Below are 20712 nucleotides of genomic sequence, written 5' to 3'. Positions count from 1 at the left end.
GGTTACTCGTCCGTACGCCGGTCAGCCGGGCTCAGCGCACCGTCTCCTGGTCGGTCTCCTGCGCGCGCCACCAGGCGACGGTCTCCTTCATCCCGGTCTCCAGGGGAGTCGGCGCGAGGCCGAGCCGCTGCTCGCTGGCCGAGGAGTCGAGCACGAAGGGCCGGGCGAACTGGTAGCTGGTCTCCACGAGGCCACGCATCTCACGCAGCACCAGACCCATGCCGCGGAGCACGATCCCGGGGACCGCCGACACGCGCGGGGCGGGCACGTCGGCGGCCTTCGCGACCACCTCGACGAGGTGGCGCTGGGTGACCGGAGGCGCCGTGGGTGCGTGCAGGAAGGAGTTCCACAGGTCCTTGCGGGCGGCCGCGACGATCATCGCTGCGGCCAGGTCCGGCACGTAGGTCCAGGAGTGCGGCTGGTCGAGGCTGCCGAGCGGGCGCACGGTCCGACCTGCCAGGACCTGGGGCACCAGCCGGTCTCCCGCGTGGCTGGTCAGGACGCGGGGTCCGTAGAAGTCGGACGCGGCGACACTGACGGTCGGCGTCGGTGAGGCCTCGCGCTGAGCGATCAGCTCCGTCCGCACCCCGAGCTTGCCGACGGTCGCGGTGCGGGGGGTCTCCTCTGTCATCGGCCCGTCGACAGGGCCGTAGGAGTAGAGGCTCTCCGGGAAGACGACGACCGCCCCGACGCGACCTGCAGCCTCGAGCACCGTGCGCTCGGCCTGCGGGAGCTCGGCACGCCACACCTTCGCGTCATAGGCCGACCCGTGGACGCAGTGGTAGATCGCGATCGCACCATCGAAGGCCTCGGCCAACGCCTCGGGCTGCGAGACGTCGACCCGGCGGCGGTCGATGAGGGGGTGCTCCGGGCCGCTGCCCGAGCGAGTGAGCAGCCGGACCTGGCGGCCGCTGTCGGCGAGCTGCTGGGCGACGGTCGAGCCGACGGGCCCGGCTCCGGTGACGACGTGGACGGTGTTCATGGGATCTCCAGGATGAGTGTGGTGAAAGGAGAGCGGTGCTCTCTGTTCTCCAGCATGCGCGCCAGTCCTGGGAAAAGCAAGAGCACTGCTCACTTTCGTCATACCTGCTCGCACATGTGAGAGGATCGAGCCATGAGCGACACCGCCTCGACCCCCCGCAGCCGCGCCCGAGAGCAGACGATGCGCGACATCGTGCGGATCGGGCGGGAGCACCTGGCGACCGACGGCGCCGCTGCGCTGTCGCTACGGGCCGTCGCTCGCGACCTGGGTGTCGTGTCGTCCGCGGTCTACCGCTACGTCGAGAGCCGCGACGAGCTGCTGACCCTGCTCGTCATCGACGGGTACGACGAGCTGGGCAACGCGGTGGACGCGGCCCTGGCAGGGGTCGATCCGGCCGACCACGCGGCACGGATGATGGCCATCGGGCGCTCGGTCCGCGCCTGGGCGCTCGCCGAGCCGGCGACGTACGCCCTGCTCTTCGGCAGCCCGGTGCCCGGCTACGAGGCGCCGGCGGAGCGCACCACCGGACCGGGCACCCGGGTGATCGGTCGGCTCGTCGAGGTCTGGGAGGCCGCCTGGGTCGCCGGCGCCATCGACCTCCCTGACGAGAGTGTCGGCCCACGACGGATGTCGCGCGACCTCGCCAGGATCCGCCGCGAGATGGGCATCACCGCGCCGGACGTCGTCATCGCCCGTGGCATGCTCGCCTGGGCCGGCCTCTTCGGGTGCACCAGCTTCGAGGTCTTCGGGCAGTACGGTGCTGACGCGTTCGCCGAGCCCAAGGACCTCTTCGAGCACCACCTGCGGGTGCTCGTCGCCACCGTCGGGCTGTGAGTCAGCGGGCCAGCGCCCGCCCGACCGCCCGTCCCGAGAAGATGCAGCCGCCGAGGAAGGTCCCCTCGAGCGCGTTGTAGCCGTGGACGCCGCCGCCGCCGAAGCCGGCGACCTCGCCCGCGGCGTACAGGCCGGGGATCCGCGAGCCGTCCGCGGCGACGCACTGGCCGTCGAGGTCGGTCTCCAGCCCGCCGAGCGTCTTGCGGGAGAGGATGTTGAGGCGTACGGCGATGAGCGGACCGTGCGCCGGGTCGAGGATCTTGTGCGGCTTGGCGACCCGGACCAGCTTGTCGGTGCGGCTGCGGCGGGCGTTGTGGATCGCCATCACCTGGATGTCCTTGGTGAAGGCGTTGTCCATCTCGCGGTCGCGCGCCTCGATGTCGCGCGCGAGGCCCTCGACGTCGAGCTTCGGGCCGCGGGCCAGCTCGTTCATGCCCGTCACGAGGTCGCCGAGCTCGTCGGCCACCACGAAGTCGACGCCGTGCTCCTTGAACGCCTCGACCGGACCTGGGGCTCCCTTGGCGAGGCGGGTCTTCGCCAGGAACTTCAGGTCCTTGCCGGTGATGTCGGGGTTCTGCTCGGAGCCGGACAGGGCGAACTCCTTCTCGATGATCGACTGGGTCAGCACGAACCAGGAGTAGTCGTGGCCCGCAGCGAGGATCTGCTTCATGGCGCCGATCGAGTCGGCTCCCGGCACGCCCGACATGCCCTCGAGCCGGCGGCCGGTCGCGTCGAACCACATCGACGACGGCCCGGGCAGGATCCGGATCGCGTGGTCGGGCCAGACCGGGTCCCAGTTGTGGATGCCCTCGACGTAGGCCCACATCCGGTCCCTGTTGACCATCGTCGCGCCCGCGGCCTCGGAGATCCCCTGCATCCGGCCGTCGACGTGGGCCGGGACGCCGCTGATCATGTGGTCGGGGGCGGCGCCGACGCGCTCGGTCGGCCAGTGGCGCCGCATCAGCTCGTGGTTGTGACCGATCCCCCCGGAGGTGACGACGACCGCGCCCGCGCGGTGCTCGAACGCACCGGCGGCGTCGCGGCCGGACTTCACGCCGCGCCCGGAGTCGTCGTCGGCCAGGACCGTGCCGCGGACGCCGACGACCGCGCCGTCCTCGACGACGAGCTCGTCGACCTGGTGGCGGAAGGCGAGGCGTACGAGCCCGTCGCCTTCCGCGCGCTCCACCGGCTCGGCGAAGATCCGCACGACCTCGGGACCGGTGCCCCACGTGAGGTGGAAGCGCGGCACCGAGTTGCCGTGCCCCATCGCGCGACCGTCGCCGCGCTCGGCCCATCCGACGAAGGGCAGGGACTTCAGCCCGAGGGCGTGGAGGTAGTCGCGCTTCTCGCGATGCGCGAAGTCGACGTAGGCCCTGGCCCACTGCTGCGGCCAGAAGTCCTCGCCGCGGCCGTGACCGTCGGTGCCGTCGCCGAGGCGGTCGAACTGCGCGGAGCCCTGCCAGTCCTGCCACGCCAGCTCGGGGGAGTCCTTGATGCCCATCCGCCGCTGCTCCGGGCTGTCGACGAACAGCAGGCCGCCGAGCGACCACCAGGCCTGCCCGCCGAGGTTGTGGCGGTTCTCCTGGTCGAGGACCAGCACCTTCTTGCCGGCCAGCGCCAGCTCGTGGGTCGCCACCAGGCCGGCGAGGCCGGCCCCCACGACGATGACGTCGGGGGTGAAGTCGGCTGCGGTGTCGAGGTCGGTGGTGCTCATCGGTTCTCCTGCTGGGGGTAGAGGTGGACGACCATCTCAGCGAGCAGGCGCAGGGCCCGCTCGACGGTGCGGCCGGGAGCGGCGGTGGGATCGGGATCCAGTGCGGAGAAGGCGAGGCCGTCGAGCATGTTGACGACGATGCTCAGCACGGCGCCGAGGTCGTCGCCACGCAGTCGGTCGACCCAGAGGTCGGCCGCCGTGTCGAGCAGCTGGGCCTGCAGCGACTCGCGGGCCGGGAGCAGGGCGGCGCGGAGGTCGGCGTCGGCGCGGGCCGCCACCAGCAGCTCACGCCAGGTCTGGTTGGCGGGGGAGAGCACGGCCGTACGCAGGTGGCTGAGCACCGCGACGACGTCGTCGACCGTCTCGACGTCAGAGCCGACAGTGGCGCGGAACGCCTCGACGTTGCGCGTCGCGACGTGCTCCGCGGTCGCCACCAGCAGCGCCTGCCGGGTGGGGAAGTGGCGGAACAGCGCGCCCTGGCTGACGCCGGCCGCTGCGCAGACCGCGGCGGTCGACGTGGCGGCGTACCCGCGCTCGGTCAGGCAGGTCACCGTCGCGTCGAGCAGCGCGCCGATGGTGCCCTCGCGGCGCTCGGCCTGCGTACGACGTGCGGGGGAGGTCTCGATCACGGAGCCAGTCTCACATAGATAGTGAGTGCTTGCTATCTAACTTGCGGTTGGGGCGGTGGTCCAGCCACCATTTCGAGCGCTTGACAGTGGGTGGGCCGGCGGACCGCAGGGGTCAGTCCTTGATCTCGCAGATCACGGCGCCGTTGGTGACGGTGGCGCCGACCTCGGCCTGGAGGCCCGTGACGGTGCCGGACCTGTGGGCCTTGAGGGGCTGTTCCATCTTCATGGCCTCCAGGACGACGATGACGTCGCCCTCGGCGACTTCCTGGCCCTCGTCGACGGCGACCTTGACGATGGTGCCCTGCATGGGTGAGGTGACGGCGTCGCCCGAGGCCGCGGTGCCGGCCTTCTTGGCGGACCGCTTGACCTTCTTCGCGCCACCGCCGCCTGAGCCGGCTCCCCCTGACCCGGACAGCCCGCCGAGACCGGCGGGGAGGACGACCTCGAGGCGACGGCCGCCGACCTCGACGGTGACCTTCTGCCGCTCGGCCGGCTCGCCGGCGTCGGCCGGCTCACCCGCATAGGGCTCGATCTGGTTGTCGAACTCGGTCTCGATCCACTGCGTGTAGACGGTGAACTCGCCCTCACCCGTGGGCGTGGAGGCGCCGACGTACGCGGGGTCGCGCACGACGGCGCGGTGGAACGGGATGACGGTGGGCATGCCGTCGACGACGAACTCGTCGAGCGCGCGACGTGAGCGCTCGAGGGCCTGGGTGCGGGTGGTGCCGGTGACGATGAGCTTGGCGATGAGGGAGTCGAACGAGCCGGGGATGGTCTCGCCGTTCTCGTACCCGCCATCCAGTCGTACGCCGGGGCCGGACGGCGGTGACCAGGCCGACAGGGTGCCGGGGGCGGGCATGAAGTTGCGCCCGCCGTCCTCGGCGTTGATGCGGAACTCGATGGAGTGGCCGCGGATCTCGGGGTCGCCGTAGCCGAGCTCCTCGCCGGCGGCGATGCGGAACATCTCGCGCACGAGGTCGATGCCGGTGACCTCCTCGGAGACGCAGTGCTCGACCTGGAGGCGGGTGTTGACCTCGAGGAAGGAGATGGTGCCGTCCTGGGCGACGAGGAACTCGCACGTCCCGGCGCCGTAGTAGCCGGCCTCGGTCAGGATGCGCTTGGACGACTCGTAGAGCTCGCTGACCTGCTCGTCGGTGAGGAACGGCGCGGGTGCTTCCTCGACGAGCTTCTGGTTGCGGCGCTGCAGGGAGCAGTCGCGCGTGGAGACGACGACGACGTTGCCGTGCTGGTCGGCCAGGCACTGGGTCTCGACGTGGCGGGGCTTGTCGAGGAACTTCTCGACCAGGCACTCGCCGCGACCGAACGCGGAGATGGCCTCACGCACCGCGGACTCGTAGGCGTCGGGGATCTCCTCGAGGGTGCGGGCGACCTTGAGGCCGCGCCCGCCGCCGCCGAAGACGGCCTTGATCGCGACGGGGAGGCCGTTGGCCTCGGCGAACGCGACGACCTCGTCGGCGTCCTTGACGGGGTCCTTGGTGCCGGGCGCGAGGGGGGCGTTGGCGCGGTCGGCGATGTGCTTGGCCTTGGCCTTGTCGCCCAGCGCCTCGATCGCGGCGGGCGGGGGGCCGATCCAGATCAGCCCGGCGTCGATCACGGCCTGGGCGAAGTCGGCGTTCTCGGCGAGGAACCCGTAGCCGGGGTGAACAGAGTCAGAGCCAGTGTCGGCGGCGATCTTGATGATCTTGGCGATGTCGAGGTACGACTCCGCCGGGGTCGCACCGCCGAGGGCGTGGGCCTCGTCGGCGAGCCGGACGAAGAGGGCGTCCCGGTCGGGGTCGGCGTAGACCGCCACGGACCCGATGCCGGCGTCCTTGCAGGCGCGGATGACACGGACGGCGATCTCGCCGCGGTTGGCGATGAGGACCTTCTTCAAGCTCACGCGAGAACTCCTGGCGGTGACACTGGACTGGGCGGCAACCGGTGGCCGAGGGGGCCTACCGCTGGGCAGGTTACCGCGAGCCGATCACGGCCCGGCCGACAGCCTGATGCAGCGGACGTACGACGCGTCCGTAGGCGATGCCGACCGCGAGCGAGGCGGCGAGCGCGAGCCACGGGTGGCCCGCGTCCTCGAGCGACGGGTAGACCTGCCAGTGGGTGAGGTAGATGAACAGGCTCGCCCCGGCGAGCACGCCCGCGGCTCGAGCCAGCAGCGGCGGAAGGCTCACGTGGGGCAGCCACAGCATCAGCAGGAAGCCGCCCAGCACGATGGCCTCGCGGTGCGGCTCGCCGAAGAAGCCGATGGTCAGTGCGGCGGCCAGGGTCGACACGAGCACCCGCTGACGGGTGGTCGACGCCCGCGCGGCGGCCCAGCCGAGGACGAAGAAGAAGGCGACCACGAGCGTGGTGTAGCGCTGGGTGTGCCCGGCACGCAGGCCGACCTCGGCGAAGCGCGCGACGGTCGCCACGGCGAGCACGGCGAGGGCGAAGCGGAAGGGGTCGCGTCGCTCGAGCCGGTGCAGCACCGGCAGGCAGGTGAGCGCGAGGGCGCCGGCGGTGATCCAGACGAGGGACTGGATGAACCACAGCTGCCACTGGTCGTCCCACTCGGAGCTGTTGACCAGCTCCCGCACGAACAGGGCCGTGGTGAGGTCGTAGCTGCCGAGCAGGAGCGCCACCGCGCCGACCCACAGCACCGAGGGCACCATCAGCTGGGCCAGGCCGGACATCCCCTGGCGCAGACGGGCGCGCGCGTCGCCGGGCGCGGAGAGCTGGAAGCGGGCGAAGTTGAAGCCCGCGAGGGCGAGCAGCAGGTGGGCGCCGCCCTCGAGGCCGATCAGGTCGACGTGACTGGCGACCACGAACAGGATGGCGAGCGCCCGCAGCGTGACCGTCGTGTCGACCCGCGCCCACCTCGGCCGCACGGCCCCGGTGGCGGTCGCGCTCGCCGCGTCCGCGGCGGCCAGGCGCTCCAGCTCGGCGATGCTGCGCGTGTGCCAGCCGGCCGGCAGGCCGCGCGGGAACCGGTCGGCGAGCCGGGTCGCGAGCTCGACGTAGGACAGGGAGTCGCCGCCGAGGTCGACGAAGGAGTGGCCGTCCCCAGCGTCCGGCCGGCCGAGGACCCGGACGTAGTCGGCCCGCAACGTCGTGGCCCGGGGCGGCACATCGGACGTCTCGGCGAGGGCCGCCAGCTCGCCGAGGGCGGCGTAGTCGGCCTTGCCCGTGCTCGTCAGCGGCACCTCGGGAAGGACGTGCACCCGGACGGCATGGGCGGGCACGCCGCACCGGCCGGCAACCAGCGCCGTGGCGGACGCGGTGCCGCGGCCGCTCGCGACGAAGACGTGGACGGCGCGGTCGGTGGCCACGACGCGGGCGTGGCGGTCGACCGCGTCCCGGAGCTCGCGCTCCACTGCCTCGAGGTCGATCCGGAGCCCGAAGACCTTGCCGTAGCGGCTGCGCCGCCCGACGACCTCGAAGAGCCCGTCGGTGCAGCGGGCCAGGTCGCCGGTGCGGAGCTCGGTGGTCTCGCGGCCCCGGGCCAGGTCGGCGGGAGAGGTGGCGTAGCCGAGCATCACGTTGGGGCCGGTGTAGACGAGCTCGCCGACGCCCGGGCGGTCGTCCACGGCCTCGTCCAGGTGGAGGTGGCCGCCCGGCACGGCGACGCCGATCGCAGCGGGGTGGTCCTCCGCGAGGTCCGGGGGGAGCCAGGCCATCCGCGCGGTCGCCTCGGTGGCGCCGTACATGACGACGAGGTCCCACCCGCGGGTGCGACCGAACCGGCTCCAGCGGCGTACGGCGTCGGGCTCGAGGCGCCCGCCGGCCTGGGTCACCTGCCGCAGGCTGGGCAGGTCACGGGCCTCGAAGCTGCTGCCGGCCAAAAGGTCGAAGTTGTGCGGCACCCCCGCGAGGCTGGTGGCACCGGTGCTGGCCGCGAGGTCCCAGAAGCACTCGTCGACGACGCTCAGCCCGGTCAGCACGACGCTCGCGCCGGCGACGAGGTGGGAGTGCAGCACCGACAGGCCGTAGCAGTAGTGCAGCGGCAGCGCGGTGATCGCGCGGTCGGCGGGGGTGAGCGCGAGGTAGTCGGCGATGGCGGCTGCGTTGCTGGCGACGTTGTCGCGCGAGAGCCGCACCAGCTTGGGGGACCCGGTCGTGCCGGAGGTGCTGAGCAGCAGGGCCAGGTCGGGGTGGAGCGCGTGCGCGCTCGCCGGGCGGCGTACGTCGTCGCGCGCCCCGGCCGTGCAGACGACGTCCGGGTCGTACGCGGCGACGAGGGCGTCGCGCTGCGCCTCGCGGCCGTCAGGGACGACGAGCGCGACGTGGCCGTGCTGCAGGGCGGCGAGGTAGGCGACGAGCGAGTCGACGTCGTTGGCGCCCTCGACCAGGACGAGTCGGCGTGCGGGACCCCACGTGCGGGCACGATCGGCGACGAGGCGGGCGAGACCGGCGTGGGTCAGGACCCGGCCGTCGGCCACCAGCGCCGGCGCATCGCCGAAGTGCGCGTGCGCCAGGACCGGTGTCGTGCCACGGAGGAGGGCGGGCTGGGGGGAGGTGACGGTCACGGCGCCTCCGCCGGTCGGTAGGCCCGGACGAGCCCGGTCACGCGGAGGTGGACGGTGTCGCCGGCCGCCGGGTGCAGCACGCCGGACATCCGGGAGAGGACGGCGGTGCCGTCGGCGAGGCGGACCTGCACGGCACAGTCGTGGCCGTAGTAGCTGACCTCCTCCACGGTGCCGCGGACACCAGCCCTCTCGCCTTCGGGGTGCGCCAGGTCGACGTAGACCTGCTCGGGGCGGATCATCAGCGAGACGGGACCGTCGGAGGGCTCGGTCAGCACGACCTGGCCCAGCGCGCACGTGGCGTGGGCCGCGGTGGCGATGCCCGGGAGCACCACGGCGCGGCCGACGAACGCCGCGACCTGCGGGTCGCTGGGCGAGAGGTAGACCTCGCTCGGCGTCGCCGACTGGACGAGTCGGCCGCCGCGCATGACGGCGACCTGGTCGGCCAGGGAGAGTGCCTCGTTCTGGTCGTGGGTGACCAGCACGGCGGTGGTGTGGGTGACCTCGAGCGCACGGCGTACGGCACGGGCGGTGCTGCCGCGCAGGCCCGCGTCGAGGGAGGAGAACGGCTCGTCGAGCAGGACGACGGCGGGCTGGGGTGCCAGCGAGCGCGCCAGTGCGACGCGCTGCTGCTGCCCGCCGGAGAGCTCGTCGGGGCGACGGCTGCGGAAGTCGGCGGGCAGCTCGACGAGGTCGAGCATCTCCGCGACACGGTCACCGGACTGGGTGCCGCGCGCCTCGCGGGGCAGGCCGAAGGCGATGTTGGCGGCCACGTCGAGGTGCGGGAAGAGCGCGCCCTCCTGCGGGACGTAGCCGACCCGGCGGGTCTGCGGCGGCACCGGTCGTACGCCGTCGCCGCACACGACGTGGTCGCCGAAGGCGATGCTGCCGGACTCGGGGACGAGGAAGCCTGCGATCAGGCGCAGCAGGGTGGTCTTGCCGCACCCCGACGGGCCGAGCACGGTCGTGAACGATCCGTGCGGGACGTGGAGCGTGACGTCGTCGACCGCGCGGGTGTCGGCGAAGGACTTCGTCACGCCGGTGAGGGTCAGGCTACTCATGCAGGAAGCCTCTCGGCGGCAGGCGTGTCCATGCGCATCAGCAGGACCGTGGCGGGGATCGACACCAGCACCAGCAGCAGCGCATAGGGGGCTGCGGCGCCGTAGCGCAGCTCCGACGACGCCGACCAGAACTCGGTGGCCAGCGTGCGGGTGCCGATCGGGGAGAGCATCAAGGTGGCGGTCAGCTCGGTCGAGATCGCGAGGAAGACCAGGGCAGCGCCCGCGCCCAGGCTGGGTGCGATCAGCGGCAGGGTGACGCGTCGGGCGGTCTCCAGCGGTCCGCTGCCGAGGCTGTGGGCGACGTCGTCGAGCACGACGGGCGCCTGCTCCAGCCCGGCCCGCACCGTCACGACCGCGCGGGGCAGGAAGAGGATGGCGTACGCCGCGACGAGCAGGCCGGCGGTCTGGTAGACCACCGGCACCAGGCGGAGCGAGGCGACCACCAGCGCGAGGCCGACGACGATGCCGGGCAGCGCGTTGGCGACGTAGGTGCTGCGCTCGATGACCGTCGAGGCCCAGCCGCGGTGGCGGACGGCGAGCCACACCACCGGCACCGCGGCCAGCGTGGTGACGACGGCGCCGGTCAGCGCCAGCACGACCGTCGAGCCGAGGGCGGCGCCGAGCTCGGCCAGGGGGAACTCGGTCGAGGTGCCGGCCACCAGCCAGCGGAGGAGCGAGAAGGCGGGCACGCCGACGGCGAGCGCCACGACCGCGCCGACCGCGCCGAGCAGCGGCCAGCGCCAGCGACCGAGGGCCAGCGGCGTCGCACCCCGGGCCGCGCCGCGCCCGATGCGGGCGTAGCGGCGGTCACCGCGGAGTCGGAGCTCGCCCATGAGCAGGACGAGGCACAGCAGGACCAGTACACCGGCCATCGCCGTCGCCGCGGCCCCGTTGAAGGTCGAGCCGTACTGGTCGTAGATGGCGGTCGTGAAGGTCGGGAAGCGCAGCAGCGACAGCGCGCCGAACTCGGCCAGCAGGTGCAGCCCGACCAGCAGGGCGCCGCCGAGCAGGGCGGGACGCAGCTGGGGCAGCACCACGGTGCGGAAGGTGCGGGCGCGGGAGTGGCCCAGCGACCAGGCCGACTCCTCGAGGGCGGGGTCGAGGCGACGGAGCATCGCGACGACAGGGAGGTAGACGAGCGGGTAGTAGGACAGCGTCACCACCACGAAGGCGCCGGCGAACCCGTGGACGCTGCGGTCCAGGGAGACCCACGCGTAGCCGTTGACGAAGGCGGGCACCGCGAGGGGTGCGACGAGGAGGCCGTGCCAGAGCCGTCGGCCGGGCAGGTCGGTGCGCTCCACCAGCAGGCCGAGCGCGACGCCGAGGACCGCCGTGGCAGCCATGCACGCGACGGCGAGGGTGATCGTGTTGCGCAGCAGCTCGACGATCCGCGGGCGGGCCAGGAGCTGCCAGAGCTCGCTCGGCCCGATCAGCACGACATAGGTCGCCACGTAGGCCAACGGCACCAGCGCCAGGAGGGCGACAGCCGTCCCCGCCGCGAGCAGCAGGAGCGGCGTACGTCGCCCGGTGGTCGAGGAGAGCGTGGTCAGAGCAGGCCTGCCGCGGTCATCAGGTCGGTGACCTGCGGCCCGTTGAGGCTCGACACGTCGACCTCCGGCGGCTCGAGCTCGTCGAACGGCTTGACGTCGGGGTTGAGGCTGGCGTCGGGGTTGAGCGGGTACTCCAGGGCGTACGACTCCGCCATCGCCTGCTGCGCGTCGGTGCCGGTCAACCAGGTGACGAACTCCTCCGCGGCGTCCTTCTTCTCGCTGCTGGCGAGGATGCCGGCGCCGGAGATGCTGAGGAACGCACCCGGGTCCTGGTCGCCGAAGAAGTGGAGCTCGGAGCTGTCCGAGTCGGTGCCGTTCTCCTGGCGGTCGCGGTACCAGTAGTAGTGGTAGGCGATGCCGGCGTCGACCTCGCCGGAGTCCACCGACTGCATGACGACGAGGTTGTTCTGCACGATGACGCCGTTGGCCTCGAGGCCCTCGAGCCACGCAGCAGTGGCCTCCTCGCCCTCGAGCTCGAGGACGGCGGACACGATCGCCTGGAAGTCGGCGCCGGTGGGGGAGAAGGCCACCCGGCCCTCCCACTCGGGGTCCGCGAAGTCGAGGATCGAGGCAGGCATGTCGGCCTCGGTCATGGTGTCGGTGTTGTACATCGCGACGGTCGAGCGGGCCAGGAAGCCGGTCCAGGTGCGGTCCGCGGGGACGTACTGCTCCGGGATGGTCGCCGTCGCGGCCTCGGGGAGCTCGGCGAAGAGGCCGGCGTTGTCGACGATGCTCATGGCCGGGGAGTTCTCGGTGAGGAACACGTCGGCGGGTGAGTCGTCGCCCTCCTCGACGATCTGGTTGGCCATCTCGAGGTCCTTGCCGCTGCGCAGCTCGACGTCGAGACCGGACTCCTCCTCGAACAGCGGGATGATCTCGTCGAGCAGCTGCTCGTGCTGCGCGTTGTAGATGACCAGGTCGGGCGAGCCGAGGAGGCCGCAGCCCGACAGGGTCGAGGCGGTCAGCAGGGTCGCGGCCAGGGTCACGCTGAGGCGCGAGGCGGCGCGGCGGGGGGACGTCGTCACGGGGGTGTCCTTCGTCGGGCGAGAACTTTGCTTAGGCTCGCCTAATCTAACCCCGTACGACAGTGGGTGGGGAATCGCGTCCGTCACACCGATCCTGGGGGTTAGCGATCGCTAACCTCTGGCGTTAGCATGCTGAGCATGACCTTCGAGCTGTCCCCCGAGCACGAGCAGTTCCGCCGCAGCGTCCGCGACTTCGCCGAGGCCGAGATCGCGCCGCACGCCGCGCAGTGGGACCGCGATCACCACTTCCCGACCGACGTGGTCCAGAAGATGGGAGCGCTCGGGCTGATGGGCCTCACCGCGCCGGAGGAGTTCGGCGGTGCCGGGATGGCGGGGGAGGACGGTGGCTTCACGTCGCTGTGCCTGGCCATCGAGGAGATCGGCCGCGTCGACCAGTCGATGGGCATCACGCTCGAGGCCGCAGTGGGCCTCGGCATCAACCCGATCCTCACCTACGGCACCGAGGAGCAGAAGCAGTCGTGGCTGCCCGACCTCGTCGCCGGTGACAAGGTCGCCGGCTTCGGCCTCACCGAGCCGGGCGCCGGCTCCGACGCCGGTGCGACCAAGACCAAGGCGGTCCTCGACGACGGCGAGTGGGTCGTCAACGGCGCCAAGCAGTTCATCACCAACTCGGGATCCTCGATCACCTCGCTGGTCACCGTGACGGCGCGCACCGGTGAGCGTCCCGACGGGCGCCCGGAGATCTCGACCATCATCGTGCCCTCGGGTACGGCCGGCTTCACGGCCGAGAAGGCGTACGACAAGCTCGGCTGGCACGCGTCCGACACCCACCCGCTCTCCTTCGTCGACGCACGCGTCCCCGAGGCCCACCTGCTCGGTGAGCGCGGCCGCGGCTACGCCCAGTTCCTCGCCACCCTCGACGACGGCCGCGTCGCGATCGCCGCGCTCGCGGTCGGCTGCATCCAGGCGTGCCTCGACATGTCGCTGCAGTACGCCGGCGAGCGGCAGACCTTCGGCGGCCCCATCGGTCGCAAGCAGGGTGTCGCCTTCCAGGTCTCCGACCTGCAGGTGATGCTCGACGCCTCGCGCCTGCTGACCTACAAGGCCGCCGCGATGAAGGACGCCATGGACGCCGGCTCGTCGGTGTCCATGGGCGCCTTCAAGCAGGCCGCCGCGGTCGCCAAGCTCTACGCCACCGAGTCGGCCGTCACCGCGACGCGGATCGCCACGCAGGTCTTCGGCGGCTACGGCTTCATGGAGGAGTACCCGGTCGTCCGGTTCTACCGTGACGCCAAGGTCCTCGAGATCGGCGAGGGCACCTCCGAGGTCCAGCGGATGCTCATCGCCCGGGGGCTCGGCCTGCCGGTCGAGTGAGTCCTGCCTAGGCAGTGCGCGGGGCGTACATGATGACCGCGACGCCGACCAGGCAGACCAGGGCGCCGGCGACGTCGTAGCGGTCGGGACGGAAGCCGTCGACGACCATGCCCCACGCCAGCGAACCGGCGACGAAGACGCCGCCGTAGGCCGCGAGGATCCGCCCGAAGTTGGCGTCCGGCTGGAGCGTGGCGACCAGTCCGTAGAGGCCGAGGGCGATGAAGCCCCCGCCGATCCAGAGCCAGCCGCGGTGCTCGCGCACGCCCTGCCACACCAGCCACGCGCCGCCGATCTCCGCAAGCGCAGCGAGGGCGAAGAGCGCGAGCGACTTGGCGACGGTCATGGGGTCGAGTCTGGCATCGGGAAGCGGACTCAGGTCGCCAGGACGTAGTCGACGGTCAGTCGGGGGACGTCTCGGCGAGTGAAGCTCGCGAGCGCTGGTGCCCGGCTGCGGTGCTGGTGGCCGGTCGGGGTCGTGGTGATCACGGTGCCGTCCGGCCCAGGTCTGGCCCGCCAGCGTGGAGCCCGTTTGGCGTAGTTGCGGGCCTCGCACAGTCCTTCCGCGTTGACGCCTGAGGTGGGACCGTCCGCTGCGGCGTCGACGACGTGATCGGCGTGGCGGATGGGGGCGTTGCACCACGGGGTGCGGCAGACCTGGTCGCGCAGGCGGATGAAGAGTCTCAGCCCACCGCGGAAGAGGCGCGCCCGACTGTCCATGGCGACGAGCTCGCCGGAGGTCGGCGAGGCGTAGAGCCGGCGCAGCCACAGCTCGTCGCCGGCGTCCACCGCTCCGGCCACCAGCTCGCGGGCGAGCTCGGCGGGGATCAGGCCGAAGCCGTCGAGGTGGGCCGGGTCGTCGCTGCTCCCGAGGAGTGCGTCGTGCGGCATGACGAGGTTGAGGGCGACGGGCCGGTCCGCAGGCTCGGTGCTCACCTCGCCGGCGCCGCCCGTCACCCGGCGCACCAGCTCGTCAGCCATCACCTGACCCCGGGACCGCTGGTCGCCGTGAGCCCGCGCGCTGTCGGCGTCGCGGAGCAGTGCGGCATAGGCAGAGACACCGTCCGCCACCGGCAGCAGCGCCGTGAGCCACACCATCGTGTCGGGAGCGGGTCGCATCGAGACACGTCGCTCGGACTCGGCCTTGCGGCGTCGCGAGACGTGAGCCTCGGCGTCGAGCCGCGCACCCTCGGCCATCGCGGCGGCGATCACCTGGCGGTCACTCATGGCCTCGAACGCCTCTTGATCGGCGGCGACGAATTCATCGACGGCGAGGCGGTCCTCCAGAGTGAGGCACGCGGTCTCCCGGGCCATGAGGGTGGCCCGCCACTCCGTGATGCGACCGGCCCGCCAGGCCGCCCACGTGCGGGGCAGCTCGCGCCGCACGATGCGCGCCAACCCGAGATGACGCTGGCCCCGGTGCGGTGACTCGCGTCGGGCGAGCGCGATGCTGGAGGCGACGCCGCGACCGCGCCTCTCGGCGGGGATGCCCAGCGACTCGTGGTCGGCCTCGACCGAGTCGGCGAGCTCTGCGGCGAGGGCGGCCTGCGCGGCACTCACCGTGCACGCGAGCTGCTCCAGCGCGCGGATCGCGTCGATCCGGCCGGCGTCGTCGAGCCCGCTCCGGCCGTCCAGGGACGCCCGCACCTCGTGCCGCATCGCCGCGATCGCGGCTGCGGTGAGAGGGGGCGGAGTGGGGGCCATGGATCCACACAAGCAGGAGGGTCCGACAGTGACCGGCAGACCTGTGGAGAGCCCGGGAGCCCCGAATCGCGGCTCGATCTCCCCCTCCCGACGGATCCGCCGAGCCGCTGGGCGATCTACCCTCGCCCCATGCCCAGCCCGAGCCAGCGCGTCCTCGAGTGGTTCGGCGTGGACGACACGTGGGAGCGCCCGCGGCCGGTGATCGGGCGCCAGGACGTGGTGCTCGCAGTGAGCGTCGAGGCCATCGGGCTGCTGGCCCTCGAGCTGGTGCGGAGCGCCGGCGGCTTCGAGCACACCGAGGTGCCGCTGTGGACGCAGTGGCTGGCCGTGTCGAGTGGCGCTGCGCTGCTGCTGGGCCGCCGCCGGTGGCCGCTCACCGTGGCGGTCCTGGCTGCGCTGCACATGTTCGTGGCGGGCGTGACGATGCCGCAGGTGATGGGGCAGATGTCCCTGCAGATCGTCTACTTCGTCGCGCTGCTCTCGGGCGTCGCGTGGGCGCGCGACCGACGCGCCATGGTGGTCGTGGTCGGCACGATCGTCCTCTTCATGTTCGCCTGGATCGGCTGGCAGTTCGCCGTCGGCTCCGCCGCCCAGGAGTGGATCGACGAGGACCAGGGCACCGACCAGGTCGGCCTGTTCCCACCGATCCCCGCGGCCGTCGGGATCACCCTCGTGGTCAACGCGATCTACTTCGGCGGCGCCATCATCGGGGGCGGTGTCTCGTGGCGCGCCGCCCGGCAGCGCGACCGCCTCCAGGCGCAGGCGACCACGATCGCCGCGCAGGCCGGCCGGCTCCGCGCGCAGGCCGTCGTCGACGAGCGGCTCCGCATCGCCCGCGAGCTCCACGACGTCGTCGCCCACGGCGTCTCCGCGATGGGGATCCAGGCCGGCGCGGCACGACGGGTGCTCGACCGCGATCCCGATGCCGCGCGTACGGCCCTGTCGAACGTCGAGGACGCCTCCCGCGACGCGGTCACCCAGATGCGCCGCCTGCTCGGCACGCTGCGTGAGGGCGAGACCCATGCACCCCAGCAGGGGCGTACGACGGACGCTGGGGTCTGCGACCTCCCGGGCCTCGTCGCCGAGGTGAGCGGGCAGGGCCTCACCGTCAGCCTCGACGTGGTCGAGTCACAGGCCGACGCGGCCGAACGGCTCCCACGGGGCATCGGCCTCGCGGTCTACCGCACGGTCCAGGAGGCGCTCACCAACGTGCGCCGGCACTCCACCGCCGACACCGTGTCCGTAGTGGTGCGCGTCGACGAGTCGCACCCGACGGCGTACGCCGAGGTGGAGGTCGTCGACAACGGCCGGCCACGCCACGGCACGTCCGGCAGCGGGCTGGGCCAGCTCGGGATCCGCGAGCGCGCGGCGACGCACGACGGCCAGGTCGACATCGGTCCGCGGGTGACCGGGGGCTACCGGGTGCGGGTGCGCTACCCCCTGGGAGCAGGCACGTGAGCGAGCGGTTGCGGGTCCTCCTCGTCGACGACCACGCCATGGTGCGCTCCGGCTTCGCGATGGTGCTGTCGGTCGAGGACGACATCGAGGTGGTCGGCGAGGCCGCGGACGGCCTGCAGGCCATCGAGCAGGCCCGTGCCACCCGGCCCGACGTGGTGCTGATGGACGTCCAGATGCCCCGCATGGACGGCATCGAGGCGACGCGCCACCTCGTGGCCGAGGACCTCGGACACGTCGTCATCGTGACCACCTTCGACCGCGACGACTACCTCTTCGACGCGCTCGAGGCGGGCGCCAGCGGCTTCCTGCTGAAGAACGCCGGCCCGGAGCAGCTCCTCGACGCCGTACGCGCTGCCGGGCGCGGCCACGCGCTGCTCGCCCCCGAGGTGACCCGCCGTGTCATCGGCAAGATGGCCGCGGAGCACGCGGCCCCCGACCGTCCCGAGCCGGCGGCGCTGGCCCACCTCACCGTCCGTGAGCGCGAGGTGCTGGTGCTGCTGGGGCGCGGGCTGTCCAACAGCGAGATCGCCGCAGAGCTGGTCCTGGGCGAGGCAACGGTCAAGACCCACGTGTCCAACGTGCTGGGCAAGCTGCACCTGCGCGACCGGGTGCAGGCCGTGATCTATGCCTACGAGGCCGGGCTCATCCTCCCCACGGAGGACTGAGCGCAGTCCCAGGTTCCGTCGCGCGGGGGATCCGCTGTCGTACGCCGGGGCCTAGCGTCGGTGGCATGTTGGAGATCCGGGAGCTGACCAGGCGGTTCGGCGACGCCACCGCCGTGGACCGTGTGTCGTTCGAGGTGCCGGCCGGTCAGATGACCGGTTTCGTCGGCGCCAACGGCGCGGGCAAGACCACGACCATGCGGATGGTCATGGGGGTGCTGGGGATCAACGAGGGCGAGGTGAGGTGGCGCGGTGCGCCGATCACCCGCCTCGACCGCCGCACGTTCGGCTACATGCCGGAGGAGCGCGGGCTCTACCCCAAGCAGCCGATCATCGACCAGCTCGTCTACGTCGCCCAGCTCAAGGGCATGGGGCGTGTCGAGGCGCGCAGCCAGGTGCAGGAGCTGCTCGAGCGCTTCGGCCTCGGGGACCGCGGCAAGGACCACCTCGAGAAGCTGTCCCTGGGCAACCAGCAGCGGGTGCAGATCATCGCGTCGGTGCTGCCCAAGCCGGCCGCGCTCATCCTCGACGAGCCGTTCTCGGGCCTCGACCCGCTGGCCGTCGACTCGATGGCGGACCTCCTGCGCGAATACACCCGCGACGACATCCCGGTGCTCTTCTCCAGCCACCAGCTCGACCTGGTCGAGCGCCTGTGCGACCGACTGGTCGTGCTGGCCCACGGACGCCGGGTCGCCGCCGGGACGGTGTCGGAGCTGCGCGACGCGGGGGTGCCGCGCTTCCGGCTCGTGCTCGGCGGCGATGCCGGTTGGGTCCGCGACCACAGCGGGCTCGAGGTCCTCGACCTGGACGGCACCACCGCCCTGGTCGAGGTCCGCCGGACCGGTGCCGAGCAGCAGCTGATCGCCGAGGCCACGAGCCGCGGCGACGTCCACGAGTTCGTCCGGGTCCGCCCGGCGCTGAGCGAGATCTATCGGGAGGCCACCGCATGAGCACCGACCAGAGCCCCGACCACAGCCCTGACAGGAGCACCGGCACCGCCGAGCCCGCGTGGCTCCTGGTGACCCGCCGCGAGGTCGTCTCGCGGATCACCGACAAGTCCTTCCTGATCGGCACCCTGCTGATGGTGGTGATGCTCGTCGGCTTCATCGGGTTCACCGCCTGGCAGGACGAGCGGACCGACGAGGTCACCCTCGGCGCCACGCCGGACGCCGTCGCGATGGCCACCGTCGTGCAGGAGGCCGCGCCCGAGGTCGACGACAAGGTGCAGGTCACCGTCGTGGAGCTCGACGACGCCGAGGCCGCCGAGACCGCGCTGACGGAGGACGAGGTCGACGCCTGGCTGCACCCGGTCGACGGCGGGTGGGAGCTGACCTCCGAGTCCAGTGAGCAGGAGTCGCTGACGAGCGTCGTCGAGGCGGTCGTACGCCAGCAGGTGCTGGCCGAGAACGCCTCCGGAGCAGGCACGACGGTCGAGGAGCTCGAGGCGGGGAGTGCCGTCACGACGGCCTTCCTGCGCGGCGACGCGGAGAGGGCGGCGGTCGCTGAGGCGGTCGGTTTCGTCTTCGTGTTCCTCTTCTACTTCGCGGCACTGATCTTCGGCATGCAGCTGGCCTCGTCGGTCATCGAGGAGAAGCAGAGCCGGATCGTCGAGATCATCGCCGCGGCGATCCCGTTGCGACACCTGCTCGCCGGCAAGGTCCTCGGCAACACCGCCCTGGCGGTGATCCAGCTGCTGATCTACCTCGTCGTCGGGCTGATCGGCCTGTCGTTCACGTCCTACAAGTCCTACGTCCCAGCGCTCACCGGACCCACCGCGTGGTTCATCGGGTTCTTCCTGGCCGGCTTCATCGCGCTCGCCTGCCTCTGGGCGGTGGCCGGCTCGCTGGCCTCGCGGACCGAGGACCTGCAGGCGACGTCGACCCCGCTGACCATGCTGATGCTCGCGATGTTCTTCGGCGGTCTCTCGCTCGACGGGCGCAGCCAGGTCATCGCGTCCTACATCCCGCCGGTCTCCGCGGTCGTGATGCCCAAGCGGATCCTCGCGGGCGGCGTCGAGTGGTGGGAGCCGCTGCTCGCGCTGGGGCTGCTGGCCGGCTTCGCGGTCGTCACGGTCTGGGTGGGGGAGCGGCTCTACCGTCGCGCGCTCCTGCAGACCGGCGGTCGGGTCAGCCTGCGCCAGGCCTGGTCGGCCGCGGAGTAGCCGCTACTGGAACAGGTGCATGACCGACGAGGTCCCGCCCACCACCGCCCAGAACCGCAGGCCGCGGCCCAGCAGCCCGGTGACGAAGAAGACCCAGAAGGGCACCCGCAGGATGCCGGCCAGCACGGCTGTGACGGCGTACGGCGGGAAGCCGATGCTCGCGGACACGAAGAGCAGCCCGGCGGTGAACCAAGGCCGTCCCTCGGCGCGCTCGTGCCACCGGTCGAGCGAGGCCTTGGCCTTGGGCTTCTGCAGGTGGCGGCTGACCCAGGGGGCGCGGTCGACGTGCATGCCGCCCCAGTACCAGAGGATCTTGCCGAGCATCTGGCCGATCGTCGCGGCGATGACCAGGCCCCAGGTCGCCGACGGTGCCTGGCTGATGGAGACGGCGAGGATGGCCTCGATGTTGATGAGCGGGATCAGGGCAGACGCGATCGAGGCGCCGAACACGCTCCAGAACAACATCAGGAGGACGCCTCCGGCACCGGCAGCCCGATCCGCACCAGTCGGTGCAGGGACACGCACTTGAGCACCAGCAGTGCCGAGGCGATGGCCAGCCCGACCCACATCCAGCCGGTGGCCAGCAGCAGCACGGCGAAGAGCGCGCTGTTAATGGCCTTGGCCGGCTTGGACCAGTTCCACAGCCAGATCGGGCGGTCGATGACGAAGAAGTAGTTGGGGCTGCGCACCGGCCAGGCCAGGAAGGCGATCGACAGGAAGCAGTCGACCACCATGAACTCGGCGAGGTAGACGAAGATCGCCGGGGAGAGGTCGGGCTGGAGCCACGCGAGGCCGATGTAGAAGGCGGCGGCGTTGAAGCGGTCGCACATGATGTCGAGCACCGCGCCGATGCGGGTCTCGCAGTCGCGCACCCGGGCGTAGAACCCGTCGAGCATGTCGCCGACCCAGTAGACCACCAGCGCGACGACGAGCAGCGTCAGGTCCTCCTGGTGCGCAGCCATGGCGGCCAGCACGACGGAGGCGACGGTGCGGACGGCCGTGATCACGGTCGCACCGGTCAGCAGCCGCTCCTCGCGGATGCCGTACCGGTTGTCGGGGTCGGCAACGGGCTCTGCCTTCACC

At 72.1% G+C, this 20712-nt stretch carries 18 protein-coding genes; 6 read left to right on the top strand and 12 right to left on the bottom strand.

The window, feature by feature from the left end; translation table 11 throughout:
• Window positions 1–31 precede the first annotated feature (31 nt).
• The gene (locus BM127_RS15695) at window positions 32–982 is read right to left on the bottom strand and encodes an NAD-dependent epimerase/dehydratase family protein (RefSeq protein WP_091199954.1); all 951 of its coding nucleotides are present in this window, start codon (window positions 980–982) and stop codon (window positions 32–34) included.
• A 132-nt stretch (window positions 983–1114) separates the two neighbouring features.
• Here BM127_RS15695 and BM127_RS15690 point away from each other — a divergent pair, with 132 nt between their 5' ends.
• Window positions 1115–1816: a TetR/AcrR family transcriptional regulator gene (locus BM127_RS15690; RefSeq protein ID WP_091199953.1), complete on the top strand. Its 702-nt coding sequence runs from the start codon at window positions 1115–1117 to the stop codon at window positions 1814–1816.
• A 1-nt stretch (window position 1817) separates the two neighbouring features.
• Here the strand turns inward: BM127_RS15690 and BM127_RS15685 are convergent, their stop codons facing one another.
• From BM127_RS15685 to BM127_RS15655, 7 genes are all read right to left on the bottom strand, one after another.
• The gene (locus tag BM127_RS15685) at window positions 1818–3530 is read right to left on the bottom strand and encodes an FAD-binding dehydrogenase (RefSeq protein WP_091199952.1); all 1713 of its coding nucleotides are present in this window, start codon (window positions 3528–3530) and stop codon (window positions 1818–1820) included.
• Window positions 3527–4159 carry a TetR/AcrR family transcriptional regulator gene (locus BM127_RS15680; protein WP_157829533.1) on the bottom strand — a complete coding sequence of 211 codons (633 nt, stop codon included), beginning with the start codon at window positions 4157–4159 and terminating at the stop codon, window positions 3527–3529. Before BM127_RS15680 ends, BM127_RS15685 begins: the two co-directional genes overlap by 4 nt.
• A 112-nt stretch (window positions 4160–4271) precedes the next feature.
• Window positions 4272–6059, bottom strand: a complete 1788-nt coding sequence (locus BM127_RS15675) for an acetyl/propionyl/methylcrotonyl-CoA carboxylase subunit alpha (RefSeq protein ID WP_217642326.1) — start codon at window positions 6057–6059, stop codon at window positions 4272–4274.
• 70 nt (window positions 6060–6129) lie between these two features.
• Window positions 6130–8679, bottom strand: coding sequence for an AMP-binding protein (locus tag BM127_RS15670; protein WP_231263216.1), 2550 nt, complete (start codon window positions 8677–8679; stop codon window positions 6130–6132).
• On the bottom strand, window positions 8676–9737 hold the full coding sequence (locus tag BM127_RS15665) for an ABC transporter ATP-binding protein (protein ID WP_091199950.1): 1062 nt from the start codon (window positions 9735–9737) through the stop codon (window positions 8676–8678). Before BM127_RS15665 ends, BM127_RS15670 begins: the two co-directional genes overlap by 4 nt.
• Window positions 9734–11203 (bottom strand): ABC transporter permease, encoded by a 1470-nt coding sequence (locus BM127_RS15660; protein ID WP_198554235.1) that lies wholly within the window; start codon window positions 11201–11203, stop codon window positions 9734–9736. Before BM127_RS15660 ends, BM127_RS15665 begins: the two co-directional genes overlap by 4 nt.
• A gap of 80 nt (window positions 11204–11283) precedes the next feature.
• On the bottom strand, window positions 11284–12312 hold the full coding sequence (locus tag BM127_RS15655; protein ID WP_198554234.1) for an iron ABC transporter substrate-binding protein: 1029 nt from the start codon (window positions 12310–12312) through the stop codon (window positions 11284–11286).
• A gap of 138 nt (window positions 12313–12450) precedes the next feature.
• Between BM127_RS15655 and BM127_RS15650 the strand changes: the two genes are divergently transcribed.
• Window positions 12451–13647, top strand: coding sequence for an acyl-CoA dehydrogenase family protein (locus BM127_RS15650; protein WP_091200159.1), 1197 nt, complete (start codon window positions 12451–12453; stop codon window positions 13645–13647).
• Window positions 13648–13654: 7 nt separating this feature from the next.
• Here BM127_RS15650 and BM127_RS15645 read toward each other — a convergent pair whose 3' ends face one another.
• Together BM127_RS15645 and BM127_RS15640 are read right to left on the bottom strand one after the other, a co-directional pair.
• Window positions 13655–13990 carry a YnfA family protein gene (locus BM127_RS15645; protein ID WP_091199949.1) on the bottom strand — a complete coding sequence of 112 codons (336 nt, stop codon included), beginning with the start codon at window positions 13988–13990 and terminating at the stop codon, window positions 13655–13657.
• A 29-nt stretch (window positions 13991–14019) separates the two neighbouring features.
• Window positions 14020–15348 carry a 13E12 repeat family protein gene (locus BM127_RS15640; RefSeq protein ID WP_091199948.1) on the bottom strand — a complete coding sequence of 443 codons (1329 nt, stop codon included), beginning with the start codon at window positions 15346–15348 and terminating at the stop codon, window positions 14020–14022.
• Between the two features lie 129 nt (window positions 15349–15477).
• Between BM127_RS15640 and BM127_RS15635 the strand changes: the two genes are divergently transcribed.
• From BM127_RS15635 to BM127_RS15620, 4 genes are all read left to right on the top strand, one after another.
• Entirely contained in the window at window positions 15478–16806 is a 1329-nt protein-coding gene (locus BM127_RS15635; protein ID WP_091199947.1) for a sensor histidine kinase, read from the top strand.
• Window positions 16803–17471 carry a response regulator gene (locus BM127_RS15630; RefSeq protein ID WP_091199946.1) on the top strand — a complete coding sequence of 223 codons (669 nt, stop codon included), beginning with the start codon at window positions 16803–16805 and terminating at the stop codon, window positions 17469–17471. The genes BM127_RS15635 and BM127_RS15630 overlap by 4 nt, the downstream gene beginning before the upstream one ends.
• A 65-nt stretch (window positions 17472–17536) precedes the next feature.
• Complete coding sequence (locus BM127_RS15625) at window positions 17537–18418, top strand: ABC transporter ATP-binding protein (protein ID WP_091199945.1); 882 nt, start codon at window positions 17537–17539, stop codon at window positions 18416–18418.
• Window positions 18415–19629, top strand: coding sequence for an ABC transporter permease (locus BM127_RS15620; protein WP_091199944.1), 1215 nt, complete (start codon window positions 18415–18417; stop codon window positions 19627–19629). The genes BM127_RS15625 and BM127_RS15620 overlap by 4 nt, the downstream gene beginning before the upstream one ends.
• A 3-nt stretch (window positions 19630–19632) precedes the next feature.
• Here BM127_RS15620 and BM127_RS15615 read toward each other — a convergent pair whose 3' ends face one another.
• On the bottom strand, window positions 19633–20094 hold the full coding sequence (locus tag BM127_RS15615) for a YqaA family protein (protein ID WP_091199943.1): 462 nt from the start codon (window positions 20092–20094) through the stop codon (window positions 19633–19635).
• The gene (locus BM127_RS15610; RefSeq protein WP_091199942.1) at window positions 20094–20711 is read right to left on the bottom strand and encodes a CDP-alcohol phosphatidyltransferase family protein; all 618 of its coding nucleotides are present in this window, start codon (window positions 20709–20711) and stop codon (window positions 20094–20096) included. The genes BM127_RS15615 and BM127_RS15610 overlap by 1 nt, the downstream gene beginning before the upstream one ends.
• Window position 20712 lies beyond the last annotated feature (1 nt).

The organism is Nocardioides alpinus (assembly GCF_900112035.1).
Classification (GTDB): Bacteria; Actinomycetota; Actinomycetes; order Propionibacteriales; family Nocardioidaceae; genus Nocardioides; species Nocardioides alpinus.
This window is presented reverse-complemented; position numbering and strand designations above follow the sequence as displayed.